This is a genomic window from Roseovarius halophilus (ex Wu et al. 2025), assembly GCF_047086965.1.
The window spans coordinates 1-12,597 of record NZ_JBKOTX010000049.1 but is presented as its reverse complement, the minus strand read 5'-3'; the positions used below and the strand labels follow the sequence as shown (position 1 = coordinate 12,597).

General features: G+C 67.1%; 12 protein-coding genes. 10 read left to right on the top strand and 2 right to left on the bottom strand.

Translation table 11 applies throughout. The features are described from left to right. Positions 1 to 9: 9 nt before the first annotated feature. The 9 genes from ACH107_RS12050 to ACH107_RS12010 all read left to right on the top strand — a co-directional run bounded on the left by ACH107_RS12050 (position 10) and on the right by ACH107_RS12010 (position 7,855). Positions 10 to 927: a lysophospholipid acyltransferase family protein gene (locus ACH107_RS12050; protein WP_412506075.1), complete on the top strand. Its 918-nt coding sequence runs from the start codon at positions 10 to 12 to the stop codon at positions 925 to 927. Further along, positions 908 to 1,720 carry a glutamate racemase gene (locus tag ACH107_RS12045; protein ID WP_412506074.1) on the top strand — a complete coding sequence of 271 codons (813 nt, stop codon included), beginning with the start codon at positions 908 to 910 and terminating at the stop codon, positions 1,718 to 1,720. The genes ACH107_RS12050 and ACH107_RS12045 overlap by 20 nt, the downstream gene beginning before the upstream one ends. 56 nt (positions 1,721 to 1,776) lie before the next feature. Next, on the top strand, positions 1,777 to 2,805 hold the full coding sequence (argC, locus tag ACH107_RS12040; RefSeq protein ID WP_412506073.1) for an N-acetyl-gamma-glutamyl-phosphate reductase: 1,029 nt from the start codon (positions 1,777 to 1,779) through the stop codon (positions 2,803 to 2,805). Positions 2,806 to 2,826: 21 nt separating this feature from the next. Continuing rightward, complete coding sequence (gene ccmE, locus ACH107_RS12035) at positions 2,827 to 3,285, top strand: cytochrome c maturation protein CcmE (RefSeq protein WP_310690989.1); 459 nt, start codon at positions 2,827 to 2,829, stop codon at positions 3,283 to 3,285. 45 nt (positions 3,286 to 3,330) lie between these two features. Further along, a complete protein-coding gene (locus ACH107_RS12030; RefSeq protein ID WP_412506072.1) occupies positions 3,331 to 3,942 on the top strand; it encodes a holin-associated N-acetylmuramidase in 612 nt (203 codons plus the stop codon). Continuing rightward, positions 3,933 to 4,523, top strand: coding sequence for a holin family protein (locus ACH107_RS12025; RefSeq protein WP_310690982.1), 591 nt, complete (start codon positions 3,933 to 3,935; stop codon positions 4,521 to 4,523). Before ACH107_RS12030 ends, ACH107_RS12025 begins: the two co-directional genes overlap by 10 nt. 57 nt (positions 4,524 to 4,580) lie before the next feature. Next, entirely contained in the window at positions 4,581 to 6,563 is a 1,983-nt protein-coding gene (locus ACH107_RS12020) for a heme lyase CcmF/NrfE family subunit (protein WP_412506071.1), read from the top strand. After that, on the top strand, positions 6,560 to 7,006 hold the full coding sequence (locus tag ACH107_RS12015) for a cytochrome c-type biogenesis protein CcmH (protein ID WP_412506070.1): 447 nt from the start codon (positions 6,560 to 6,562) through the stop codon (positions 7,004 to 7,006). Before ACH107_RS12020 ends, ACH107_RS12015 begins: the two co-directional genes overlap by 4 nt. A gap of 72 nt (positions 7,007 to 7,078) precedes the next feature. Continuing rightward, positions 7,079 to 7,855, top strand: coding sequence for an enoyl-CoA hydratase-related protein (locus tag ACH107_RS12010; protein WP_310702810.1), 777 nt, complete (start codon positions 7,079 to 7,081; stop codon positions 7,853 to 7,855). A 96-nt stretch (positions 7,856 to 7,951) separates the two neighbouring features. Here ACH107_RS12010 and ACH107_RS12005 read toward each other — a convergent pair whose 3' ends face one another. Together ACH107_RS12005 and gltX are read right to left on the bottom strand one after the other, a co-directional pair. Then, positions 7,952 to 9,247, bottom strand: coding sequence for a citrate synthase (locus ACH107_RS12005; RefSeq protein WP_310690986.1), 1,296 nt, complete (start codon positions 9,245 to 9,247; stop codon positions 7,952 to 7,954). Between the two features lie 95 nt (positions 9,248 to 9,342). After that, on the bottom strand, positions 9,343 to 10,758 hold the full coding sequence (gltX, locus tag ACH107_RS12000; protein ID WP_412506069.1) for a glutamate--tRNA ligase: 1,416 nt from the start codon (positions 10,756 to 10,758) through the stop codon (positions 9,343 to 9,345). Positions 10,759 to 10,844: 86 nt separating this feature from the next. Here gltX and ACH107_RS11995 point away from each other — a divergent pair. Then, positions 10,845 to 12,597: ComEC/Rec2 family competence protein (locus ACH107_RS11995; protein ID WP_412506068.1), on the top strand; the 1,753-nt coding region annotated here is incomplete at its 3' end.

Below are 12,597 nucleotides of genomic sequence, written 5' to 3'. Positions count from 1 at the left end.
GATCCCGAGATGAGCGACAAGCAGATAGCCCGCGACATTTCCTATGCCCATTCCGCCCGCTCGCGCGGGGGGCGGGCCATGATCCGCGTGATGGAGAACGCCACCGGGCGGCTGCGGCTGATCCGCAAGGTGCGTGGCTATGCCGAGGAGGTCGCCGAGGGCCGCGATTTCTGGCAGGTGATCTGCGAGCGCTACCGCATCCGGCTGGAGGTCGTGGGCGGCAGCCTCGAGGACATCCCCGCCGAGGGCCCGCTGGTACTGGTGGCGAACCACCCCTACGGCATCCTTGACGGGCTGATGCTGGGGCGCACCCTGTCGCAGTGCCGGGCAGGGGATTTCCGGGTGCTGGCGCACAAGGTCTTTCGCAAGTCGCCCGATCTCGAGCGGGTCATCCTGCCCATCGACTTCGACGAGACGAAAGAGGCCGCCCGCCGCAACATGGACACCCGCAAGGAGGCGCTGCGCTATCTCGGGCAGGGCGGGGCCATCGGCATCTTTCCCGGCGGCACGGTCAGCACCTCGGTCAAGCCCTTCGCCCGGCCCATGGACCCGGCGTGGCGCACCTTTACCGCCAAGATGATCGCCCGGTCCGACGCGCAGGTGGTGCCGATCTATTTCGAGGGCCACAACAGCCGCCTGTTCCAGCTGGCCAGCCACCTGCACTACACCCTGCGCATGGGGCTGCTGATCCGCGAATTCCGCGCCCGGGTGGGCAGCACCGTGCGCGTCGTGATCGGACAGCCCATTCCCGCCGCGCGGCTTGACCCCTTGCGTTCCGATCCGAAAGCCATGATGGATTTCCTGCGCAAGGCGACGTATGAGCTTTCGCCAAGCCCGCTGGCCGCCGATGCCATCGGGTTCGAATACGAGGACAGGCACAAGGCAAGGGCAGGCGGGACAGGCGACAATGGCGGTGGGCATCTTTGACAGCGGTCTGGGCGGGCTGACGGTTTTCGACGCGGTGCAAAAGCGCCTGCCGGATGTGCCCTTCGTCTACTATGCCGACAGCGCGCACACGCCCTATGGCGTGCGTGATGCGCAGGACATCTATGAGCTGACCACTGCCGGCGTGCAGCGCCTGTTCGACGCGGGCTGCGATCTGGTGATCCTGGCCTGCAACACCGCCAGCGCCGCCGCCCTGCGCCGGATGCAGGACGGCTGGGTGCCGCGCGACAAGCGGGTGCTGGGGGTCTTCGTGCCGCTGATCGAGGCGTTGACCGAACGCAAGTGGGGCGACAATTCCCCCCCGCGGGAGGTCGCCGTCAAGCATGTGGCGCTTTTTGCCACGCCCGCCACGGTCTCGAGCCGCGCGTTCCAGCGCGAACTGGCCTTCCGCGCCATCGGTGTGGATGTCGAGGCGCAGGCCTGCGGCGGGGTCGTCGATGCCATCGAAGAGGGCGACATGATATTGGCCGAGGCGCTGGTCAGCTCTCATGTGGATGCCCTCAAGCGCAAGATGCCGGACCCGGATGCCGCCATCCTCGGCTGCACCCATTACCCGATCATGCAGGCGCAGTTCCAGGCCGCCCTCGGCCCCGATGTGCAGGTCTTCAGCCAGGCCAACCTGGTGGCCGAAAGCCTGGCCGATTACCTTGAGCGTCATCCGGCCATGATCGGCCCGGGCGAGACGGGCGGGTTCCTGACCACGGGCGACCCCGGAAAGGTCTCGGCCGGGGCGACGCGATTCCTGCGACGCGAAACCGTTTTTGACGCGGCGTGATGCCGCCTTGCGCGCCGCGCCGCCAGCCCATACCTCCTGTCTGACAAAGGACTGACATGACCCACAAAGTCGCGATTCTCGGGGCGTCCGGCTATACCGGCGCAGAGCTTGTCCGCCTGATCGCCAGCCATCCGGCGCTGGAGATCGGCGCGCTGTCGGGCAACTCCAAGGCCGGGCTGGCCATGGCCGAGGTCTATCCGCACCTGCGCCACCTGGACCTGCCGCGCCTGACCACGATTGACGCGGTGGATTTCACCGGCATCGACCTGGCCTTCTGTGCCCTGCCGCATGCGACCTCGCAGGCGGTCGTGGCCGATCTGCCGGCGCATGTGAAGGTCGTGGACCTCTCCGCCGATTTTCGCCTGCGCGACCCGGCAGCCTATGAAACCTGGTACGGCAAGCCCCATGCCGCGCCCGAGCTGCAGCGAGAGGCGGTCTATGGCCTGACCGAGTTCTACCGCGACCGGATCGCCGGGGCGCGGCTGGTGGCCGGCACGGGCTGCAATGCCGCGACCGGTCAATTCATCCTGCGCCCGCTGATCGAGGCAGGGGTGATCGACCTCGACCGTATCATCCTGGACCTCAAGGTCGGGGCCTCGGGCGCGGGGCGGGCGGCAAAGGAACACCTGCTCACCGCCGAGATGGTGGAAAATGTCAGCGCCTATGCCGTGGGCGGCACCCACCGTCACCTTGGCGAGTTCGACCAGGAGTTTTCCGCCGCCGCAGGCCGAAAGGTCGAGGTGCAGTTCACCCCGCATCTTGTGCCCGCCAGCCGCGGTATCCTGGCCACGGCCTATGTCGAGGGCGAGGCCGCGCAGGTGCACCGGACGCTTGCCGACCGCTACGCCGAGGAACCCTTCCTGCAGGTTCTGCCCATGGGGCAGGTTCCGGCCATGAAAGAGGTGCGCGGGTCGAACCACTGCCATATCGGAGTTGTGGCAGACCGGCGCGCGAATCATGCTATAATCGTTGGCGTGATCGACAATCTGACCAAGGGCTCCAGCGGGCAGGCGATCCAGAATGCCAACCTGATGCTGGGGCTTGATGAAGCCGTGGGCCTGATGCTGGCCCCGCTCTATCCGTAAAAGGGCAAGAACATGGCCGGTATGAAATCGCTCAAGAAACAACGCCGCATCCAGGTGATCATGGTGGCCTTCGTGGCCCTGGCCTTGTCCTCCGCCCTGGTCGGCTACGGGTTCCGCGACGGCATAGCGTTCTTCCGCTCGCCCTCCGAGGTGCTGGCCGAACCCCCGGCCGAGAACGAGTTGTTCCGCATCGGCGGGCTGGTCACGGAGGGGTCGATCCGGCGCGGCGAGGGCACGAAGGTGCGCTTCGAGGTCTCTGATGGCGGGGGTACGGTGCCTGTCGCCTTTGATGGCATCCTGCCGGACCTGTTCGAAGAGGGCCAGGGCATGGTCGGGCAGGGGCGCTATGTGAACGGCACCTTTGAAGCCGTTGAAATCCTTGCCAAACATGACGAAGACTATATGCCGGCCGAACTGGTCGACAGCCTCAAGGAGCAGGGTGTCTACCAGCATCAGGACGGGGCGGCAGCAATCAATTAACCCCGCACGCGCAGCCTTTTCCCGCAGTCAACTGGGGAAAAGGCCATGCAGAGCGTTCAAGAGATTGCCGAAGACATCGTCGCCCGCGAGGGAGGCTATGTGAACGACCCCGACGATCCCGGCGGGGAGACCAATCACGGGGTCACGATCCATACGATGCGCCGGCTGGGGCTGGACCTGGACGGCGACGGACAGGTGACCGCCGCCGACGTGCGCGCCCTGCCGCGCGCGCAGGCCATCGAGATCTTCGTGCGCCACTACTACCATAAGACCCGGATCGACCGCTTGCCCGAGGAAATACAGGCATCGGTTTTCGATATGTATGTCAACGCGGGCACCAATGCGGTGCGCATATTGCAACGTCTTCTCAACGACATGCGGATCACTGTTGATGTCGACGGGGTGATCGGGCCGCAGACCATCGCCGCTGCCCGTGATGCCCAGGCGGCCGCGCCGGGCCACTTTGCCGATGCCTACGGGATCGCGCGGCGCAACTACTATTACGCGCTGGCCGACCGCCGCCCGGCGTCGCGGAAATACGCGCGGCGTCGTGACGGCGGCAAGGGCGGCTGGATTCGCCGCGCCGAAGAATTCATCTCGCCGCGCTTTCACCTCAGCGAGGCCCAGCATCAGGAAAGGGTCGCGGCATGGGGCTGATCGAACGTGTCTTCGCCCTGTTCTTCGACGATGGGCGCAACGTGATCCGCGAGACGGCCGAGGTCTTTCGAGAGAATGCCGAAGGGGCCGCCAGCCGCGAGGCGGAGCTGCGCCGCGAGACGCTGCGGCAGTTCGCCGAGGAATTCCAGCGCCCCCGCCCGGGTCGGTTCGACCGCTTCATCAACGGGCTCAACCGTCTGCCGCGGCCGCTGCTGGCCTTCGGGACCATCGGCCTTTTCGTGGTGGCCATGGTGGACCCGTTGTGGTTCGCCAGCCGGATGCAGGGGATCGCCGTGGTGCCCGAGCCGCTGTGGTGGCTCATGGGGGCCATCGTCAGTTTCTATTTCGGGGCGCGCCACCAGGCCCATTCGCAGCGCTTCCAGTCCTCGATCGCCCAGAGCCTTTCGCAGGTGCCCGGGGTGATCGACAACGCCGCGCGGCTGGAGGCCCTGCGCGCCGGGGCCTCCGACGGCCCGCAGCAGGGCGATATGGCCCCGGTGATCGACGCCGCGCCCAATCCGGCGTTGGCCGAATGGCAGGGACGCGTTCCTTCGCGGGCCGCGGCCACCACGGAACCGTGACGCTTTGACCGAAAACTGACTCTGGCGGGCCATGGTGCAGAAGCTATACTGCCGCCCATGATTACAGAAATCGGACACTTCGCCCTGATTCTCGCCGCCCTTGTGGCCGTCGTTCAAACCGCCGTTCCGCTTGTGGGCGCCCACAAGGGATGGCGCAGCTGGATGGTCCTTGGCGACCCGGCCGCGACGCTGCAATTCATCCTCGTGGGGTTTTCCTTCGCGGCGCTGACCTATGCCTTCGTGGTCTCGGATTTTTCGCTGCGGCTGGTCTTCCTGAACTCGCATTCCGACAAGCCGATGCTCTACAAGATAACCGGCGTCTGGGGCAATCACGAGGGGTCGATGCTGCTCTGGGTGCTGATCCTGGCGCTGTTCGGGGCCTGTGCCAGCTGGTTCGGCAGCAACCTGCCTGTCTCGCTGCGCGCACGGGTTCTGGGCGTGCAGGGGCTGGTGTCCGTCGCCTTCTATGCCTTCATCCTGCTGACCTCGAACCCTTTCCTGCGCATGCAGGCGCCGCCCTTCGACGGGCAGGACCTCAACCCGCTGCTGCAAGACCCCGGCCTGGCCTTCCATCCACCGTTCCTCTACCTCGGCTACGTGGGTCTCTCGATGACCTTCTCCTTCGCCATCGCCGCCCTGCTGGAAGGCAAGGTGGATGCCGCCTGGGGCCGCTGGGTGCGGCCCTGGACGCTGGCGGCCTGGTTGTTCCTGACAGTGGGCATCGGGCTTGGCTCCTGGTGGGCCTATTACGAGCTGGGCTGGGGCGGCTTCTGGTTCTGGGACCCGGTCGAGAATGCCAGTTTCATGCCCTGGCTGCTGGCTACGGCGCTGTTGCACTCTGCCATCGTGGTGGAAAAGCGCGAGGCGCTGAAGGCCTGGACGATCCTGCTGGCCATTCTCGCCTTCGGCTTCTCGCTGCTGGGCACCTTCATCGTGCGCTCGGGCGTGCTGACCTCGGTGCATGCCTTTGCCAACGATCCCGAGCGCGGGGTCTTCATCCTGATGATCTTCGGCGGCTTCGTGGGGGCGGCGCTCACGCTTTTCGCCCTGCGCGCCTCGGCGATGGAGGCCAAGGGCGTCTTCTCCATGGTCAGCCGTGAAAGCGCGCTGGTGGCCAACAACGTGTTGCTCGCGGTCTCGGCCTTCGTCGTCTTCGTCGGCACGCTCTGGCCCGTCTTCGCCGAAATGGTGCTGGGCCGGGTGCTCTCGGTCGGGGCGCCCTTCTTCAACGCGGCCTTCTCGCCCTTCTTCGTCCTGCTGTCGCTGATCCTGCCCGTGGGGGCGATCCTGGCCTGGAAGCGGGGCAGCCTGCGCAAGGCCCTGACGCCGCTCTGGCCGATGGCCGTTTTGGCCGTGGCCCTCGGCGGGTTGGCCTTCGCCATGCAGACCGGGCGCAGTGCGCTTGGCCCCGTGGGCGTGGTGCTTGGGGTCTGGGTTGTCGGGGGGGCCGCCGTGGACCTGTGGCAGCGCACCGGGCGCCAGGGGATCGCGGCGCGGCTGGGACGTCTGACGCGCTTGCCGCGCGCTGACTGGGGCAAGTTCATTGCCCACAGCGGGCTGGGTGTCACCGTTTTTGCGGTGGCCGGCCTGATGGCCTGGGAGGATGAGGATATCCGCGTTGCCAACATCGGCGACCGGTGGCAAGTGGGCATCCACGAGGTGGAGCTGCGCGATGTCTACCGCGAAGAGGGCCCCAACTACATGGCCACCAAGGCCGACATGGCCGTCTACCGCAACGGGCGCGAGGTCGCTGTCGTTCACCCCGAGAAACGGGTTTATCCCGTGGCCGAGATGCCCACGACTGAGGCGGGCATCCGAAATGGCGTGCTGCGCGATGTCTACCTCGTGATGGGGGACCCGCAAAACGCCGGGGGCTGGGCCGTGCGCACCTATATCAAGCCCTTTGCCAACTGGATCTGGGGCGGCGCCATCCTCATGGCCATCGGTGGGCTGTTCAGCCTGTCCGACCGCCGCTTGCGCGTCGCCGCCGGCGCGACCAAACGCAAGGTGGCCCCGACGGGCGGGGTGCCCGCGGAATGAGACATTTTCTCTTGATCCTGGCCCTGATGGCCGCCCCGGCCTGGGCGGTGCAGCCCGACGAGGTGCTGGACGATCCGGTGCTGGAGCAGCGCGCGCGCGACATCTCCGCGGGGTTGCGCTGTCCGGTCTGCCAGAACGAGAGCATCGACGAGAGCAACGCCGGGATCAGCGGCGACCTGCGCGTAAAACTGCGTGAGCGCCTTGTCGCCGGGGACAGCGACGAAGAGGCGGTGCAGTTCCTGGTGGACCGTTACGGCGAATTCATCCTGTTCAGCCCCCCCAAGGAGGGGGCGAACCTGGTACTCTGGCTGGCCGGGCCGCTGTTGTTGCTGGTCGCCGCCGGGGTCGGCTTTGTCTCCGTGCGCGCGCGCGCCGCGGCCAAGGGGCCCGAAAACCTCTCGTCCGACGAACAGGCCCGCCTGGACGAAATCATGCGCTCCTGACGCGGGGTTTCGGGTTTTCCCGGTCGCTCAGGTCGGTAGAGTGCCGTGAAACCACGGGAAAGGGCACAGGGCATGGACTACCAGGCAATCCGGCTTGAGATCGCCGCGGGTGCGGCAAAGCTGACGCTGAACCGGCCGCAGGTGATGAATGCGCTCAACACCCAGATGCGGGCCGAGATCACCCATGCGGTCAAGGCCGCCGCCGATCAGGCCCGGGTGCTGGTGATCCGTGGTGCGGGGGATGCCTTCTGTTCCGGTCAAGACCTGGGCGATGGCGGCAACGCGGCCAGCCTCGATCTGGAACGCACCCTGAGGGACGAATATGTCCCGATGCTGCGCACGATCTTCGACTGCCCGATTCCCACCATTGCCGCCGTCCACGGTGCCGCTGCCGGGGCCGGGGCCAACCTCGCGCTGGCCGCCGACGTGGTGATCGCCGCCGAGGAGGCGAGTTTCATCCAGGCCTTCACCCGCATCGGGCTGATTCCGGACGCGGGGGGCACCTACTGGCTGCCGCGCCAGATGGGCGCGGCCAAGGCCATGGGCGCGGCGCTGTTCGCCGACAAGATCAGCGGGCGGCAGGCCGCCGACTGGGGCATGATCTACGAGGCGGTCCCGGCGTCACAGTTCGAGGACCACCTGGCGGCCCGCGTGGCGCACCTGGCCCAGGGGCCGACCAAGGCCTATCGCCACCTCAAGACGGCGATCCGCGAAAGTTCGGCCAACACGCTGGATGAGCAATTGTTGCTGGAGGCCCGATTGCAGGGCGAATGCGGCAAAACCCGCGATTTCAAGGAGGGCGTGATGGCCTTTCTTGAAAAACGCCCGGCGAAATACGAGGGCCGCTGAACGCGGGCGCCGGTCAGATCGACCCGCCACGCGGTCACGGACCGCCCACAGAAAAGGGCCGGGCAAAGCCCGGCACCTTTTTGCATTCTCGCCCGCTCAGCGGTTCTCGATATCCACGTAGTCGCGCAGGTTTTCGCCCTGGTAAAGTTGGCGCGGGCGGCCGATCTTCATCTGCGGATCGGACAGTTGTTCCTTCCACTGGCTGACCCAGCCCACCGTGCGCGACAGCGCAAAGATCGGCGTGAACATCGAGGTGGGGAAGCCCATGGCCTCGAGGATGATGCCGGAATAGAAGTCCACGTTCGGGAAAAGCTTCTTCTCGGTGAAATAGGGATCGTCCAGCGCCGCCTTTTCCAATTCCTTGGCAACCTGGAGCGTCGGGTTGTCCTCGATCCCCAGTAAGTCGAGTACCTCGTCGGCGGACTGCTTCATCACCTTCGCCCGCGGGTCGAAGTTCTTGTAGACGCGATGGCCGAAGCCCATCAGGCGGAAGGGGTCGTCCTTGTCCTTGGCCCGCGCGATATATTCGGGGATCTTGTCCGGCGTGCCGATCTGCTTGAGCATCTCGAGGCAGGCCTGGTTGGCGCCGCCATGGGCCGGACCCCAGAGGCAGGCTATGCCGGCGGCGACGCAGGCAAAGGGATTGGCACCCGAGCTTGACGCCAGCCGCACCGTCGAGGTCGAGGCGTTCTGTTCGTGATCGGCATGCAGGGTAAAGATGCGGTCCATGGCCCGGGCCAGGATCGGATCGACCTGGTATTCCTCGGCCGGCACCGAGAAGCACATGTGCAGGAAGTTGGCCGCGTAATCCAGATCGTTGCGCGGATAGACGAAAGGCTGGCCCACGGAATACTTGTAGGCCATGGCCGCGATCGTCGGCATCTTGGCGATCAGGCGGAACGAGGCGATCTCGCGCTGGCGCTCGTCGGAAATGTCGGTGCTGTCGTGGTAGAAGGCGGACATGGCCCCCACGACGCCCACCATGGTGGCCATCGGATGTGCATCGCGGCGGAAGCCGCGGAAGAAGTTGTGCATCTGCTCGTGGATCATGGTGTGGTGCGTCACGGTCGTCTCGAAAGACTCGAGCTCGTCCGCCTTCGGCAGGTAGCCGTAGAGCAGCAGGAAGCAGACCTCGAGGAAATGCGATTTGCCCGCGAGCTGGTCGATGGGATAGCCGCGGTGGGTCAGGATGCCCGCGTCGCCGTCGATATAGGTGATGGTGCTGTCGCAGGAGGCGGTCGAGGTGAAGCCCGGGTCATAGGTGAAGACCCCGGCCTGGGCATAGAGCTTGCGGATGTCCACGACATCCGGCCCCGAGGTGGGCGAGAACATGGGCAGTTCGAAGTCGGTGCCGTTGATCGTCAGGGTCGCGGTCTTGGAAGTGTCGGCCATGGCGGATTCCTTTGTTGCAAGGGCATGCCCGGGGGCCGGGCGTCGCGTTTTCACCGGTCCGGCCTTCGGTATCCGCCGATCATGACGAAAAGGTTTCAGCCGGTCGCGTCCTGGAGGCGGGCGATGGTCTCCTCGCGGCCCAGGACGAGCATCATGTCGAAGACGCTGGGGGACACTGTCCGCCCGGCCAGCGCCGCCCGCAGCGGTCCGGCCAGCTTGCCGAGCTTTGTCTCGTGCGCCTGAGCAAGGTCGGCCACGAGCGCCTCCAGCGCATCTCGCGTCCAGCTAGCAGTTTGCAACTGCGGCGTCAATTCTCCCAGTATACCACGGGATACATCATCGAGCGCGCCCGCCGCCTTGTCATCCGGTTCGATGGGCCGTGACGCCAGGCAGAAATGCGCCTTTTCAAGAAGTTCCGGATAGGTCTTGGCCCGCTCCTTGAGGCTGGGCATGGCTTGCGACATCGCGTCCCGCTGGGCCGCCGTCAGGGGATCGGCGCCGGTGACGGCCAGAAAATCCTCCAGGTCTTGCAGCAGCGCAGCATCCGTGGTGGCGGCGATGTGCTGGCCGCAGATATTGGACAGCTTCTTGAAATCGAACCGGGCCGGGGCCTTGTTTATTCCGTCAAGGTCGAACCAGGCCATGGCCTGGTCGTCGGTGAAGAATTCGTCGTCCCCGTGGGCCCAGCCCAGCCGCGCCAGATAGTTGCGCATACCGGAGGCCGGGTAGCCCATGTCGCGGTATTCGGCCACGCCCGTCGCGCCGTGGCGCTTGGACAGTTTCTTGCCGTCCGGCCCGAAGATAAGCGGGATATGGGCATAGACCGGCAGCGGCCAGCCCATGGCCGCGTAGATGGTCATCTGCCGGGCCGCATTGTTGAGGTGATCGTCGCCGCGGATCACATGGGTGACGCCCATGTCATGGTCGTCGACCACAACGGCGAGCATGTAGGTCGGGCTGGCGTCCGAGCGCAACAGAACCATGTCGTCGAGCTGGTCGTTGCGGATGGTGACAGGGCCCTGGACCTGATCGTCGATCACCGTCTCGCCCGCCAGAGGGGCCTTGACGCGGATCACATAGGGCGCGTCGGGCTGGCTGGCCGGGTCCGCGTCGCGCCAGGGCGAGCGGTAGAGCGTCGATTTGCCGGCTGCGCGGGCCTCGTCGCGAAAGGCCTGGATCTCGTCCGGGGTTGCGAAACACTTGTAGGCCGCGCCACGGGCCAGCATCTCGCGGGCGACCTCGGCGTGCCGGGCGGCGCAGGCGTGCTGGCTGTAGGGCTCTTCGTCATGATCGAGGCCCAGCCAGTCGAGGCCGCGCAGGATGGCGGCGCTGGCCTCGGGGGTGGAGCGGGCGCGGTCGGTGTCCTCGATCCGCAACAGGAACTTGCCGCCCCGGCCGCGCGCGAAGAGCCAGTTGAACAGCGCGGTGCGCGCGGTCCCGATATGCATCTCGCCGGTGGGCGAGGGCGCGATGCGGGTGACGACCTGCCCGGGGGCGCTCTGCTGTGCCATTCCTGTGAGCCTTTCCTGTTAACCTTTCGCTAACCGTAGGGTCCTAGCGTCAGCGCGGGCATACTCGGGCTGAAGGGCGGGGACAAGTGCGCCTTCTGGCATGGATGGACCGCGGGCTGCTGGGGCAGCAGGGGCATCTTTTCGGATGGTCCCCGGTGTTCTTCGGCGCCGGGATCGCGCTCTATTTCGGGCTGCGGGTCGAGCCTGCGGCCATGGCCCATGCCGGGCTGGCCCTCGCGGCGCTGGTCTGCACTCTGCTGCGGCGCTGGATGCCCGACGGGCTGCGGGCGCTGCCCATGGCCGCGGCGCTGGTGCTGGCCGGGCTGGTCGTGGCCGGGGTGCGCGCCCATGCCGTTGCCGAACCGGTGCTGGACTTTCGCTATTACGGCCCCGTCGAGGGCCGGGTGATCGAGATCGACCGTTCGGTCAGCGATGCGCAACGCCTGACGCTGGATCGCGTGGTGCTGCGGAACATGGCGCCCGCCCGCACCCCGGTCCGGGTGCGCGTCTCGCTGCACGGAACACAGGGGTTCATCGACCCCGCGCCGGGCCAAACCGTGATCCTGACCGGGCATCTTTCGCCGCCGGCCGGCCCGGTCGAGCCGGGGGGCTTCGATTTCCGCCGCATGGCCTGGTTCGAGCGGCTGGGCGCGGTGGGCTATACCCGCACGCCGGTGCTGCTGGCCCGCCCGGCCGAGACCGGCGCGGCGGGCCTTGCGATCTACAGTTTGCGGATGGACCTGTCCGCCCGGGTGCAAGAGGCCCTGCCGGGCGAACGCGGTGCCTTCGCCGCGGCCATCATGACGGGGGATCGCTCGGGCATGGCGCAGGATGTCATCGCGGAGCTGCGCAAGGCCAACATGGCGCATCTTCTGGCCATCTCCGGCCTGCACATGGGGCTGCTCACAGGCTTTGTCTTCGCGGTGATCCGCAACGCGCTGCTGCTCTGGCCGGGGTTCACCCTGCGCCACCCGGCCAAGAAATACGCGGCCGTCGGTGCGCTGGTGGTGGCGGCGGGATATTACGCCATGTCGGGCGGCAACGTGGCAACGGAACGGGCCTTCATCATGGTGGGCGTCATGCTGGTGGCCGTCATGCTGGACCGGCGGGCGCTGACGCTGCGGGCCGTGGCCATCGCCGCCATGATCGTGCTGCTGCTCCGGCCCGAGGCGCTGTCCGGTCCGGGGTTCCAGATGTCCTTTGCCGCCACCACGGCGCTGGTCGCGGTCTTCGGGCTGCTGCGCCGCGTCGAGTTGGCGTGGCTGCCCCGCTGGCTGCGCCCGGTGCTCGGGGTTGTGCTCTCCTCGTTGGTGGCGGGGCTGGCCACGGCGCCCTTCGCCGCGGCCCATTTCAACCAGGTCTCGCACTACGGGTTGCTCGCCAATGTGCTGGCGGTGCCGGTCATGGGCACGGTGGTGATGCCGGCGGCGGTCCTGGCAGTGGTGCTGGCGCCGCTGGGCCTGTCGGCGCTGGGGCTCTGGATCATGGGGCAGGGCATTCGCTGGATACTCTTTGTGGCTGCCTGGGTCGCGGGGCTGGAGGGGGCCGTGGGCCATGTCCACAGCCCCGCCCCGCCGGTCCTGGGGCTGCTGGCGGCGGGGGCGCTGGTGGTGATCCTCTGGCAGGGGCGCTGGCGGGCGGCCGGGCTTGTGCCGATCGCGCTTGCCGGGGTGATCTGGGCAGGCACAGAGCGACCCGCGCTGCTGGTGGCCGACAGCGGCGCGCTGGTGGGCGTCATGGGCCCCGAGGGACGGGCGCTGTCCAAGCCGCGCGGTGACAGTTTCGCGGCCCGCGCCTGGCTGGAAAACGACGGCGCGCCCGTGGCGCAGGCCCAGGCCC

What these genes read in the sequence shown, in the direction of transcription:
- ACH107_RS12050 (WP_412506075.1), top strand. Translation starts at nt 10, where the DNA reads ATGAGCGACAAGCAGATAGCCCGCGACATTTCCTATGCCCATTCCGCC.
- ACH107_RS12005 (WP_310690986.1), bottom strand. Translation starts at nt 9,247, where the DNA reads ATGGCCGACACTTCCAAGACCGCGACCCTGACGATCAACGGCACCGAC.
- gltX (WP_412506069.1), bottom strand. Translation starts at nt 10,758, where the DNA reads ATGGCACAGCAGAGCGCCCCCGGGCAGGTCGTCACCCGCATCGCGCCC.
- ACH107_RS12045 (WP_412506074.1), top strand. Translation starts at nt 908, where the DNA reads ATGGCGGTGGGCATCTTTGACAGCGGTCTGGGCGGGCTGACGGTTTTC.
- ACH107_RS12010 (WP_310702810.1), top strand. Translation starts at nt 7,079, where the DNA reads ATGGACTACCAGGCAATCCGGCTTGAGATCGCCGCGGGTGCGGCAAAG.
- ACH107_RS12030 (WP_412506072.1), top strand. Translation starts at nt 3,331, where the DNA reads ATGCAGAGCGTTCAAGAGATTGCCGAAGACATCGTCGCCCGCGAGGGA.
- ACH107_RS12015 (WP_412506070.1), top strand. Translation starts at nt 6,560, where the DNA reads ATGAGACATTTTCTCTTGATCCTGGCCCTGATGGCCGCCCCGGCCTGG.
- ACH107_RS12025 (WP_310690982.1), top strand. Translation starts at nt 3,933, where the DNA reads ATGGGGCTGATCGAACGTGTCTTCGCCCTGTTCTTCGACGATGGGCGC.
- ACH107_RS12020 (WP_412506071.1), top strand. Translation starts at nt 4,581, where the DNA reads ATGATTACAGAAATCGGACACTTCGCCCTGATTCTCGCCGCCCTTGTG.
- argC (WP_412506073.1), top strand. Translation starts at nt 1,777, where the DNA reads ATGACCCACAAAGTCGCGATTCTCGGGGCGTCCGGCTATACCGGCGCA.
- ccmE (WP_310690989.1), top strand. Translation starts at nt 2,827, where the DNA reads ATGAAATCGCTCAAGAAACAACGCCGCATCCAGGTGATCATGGTGGCC.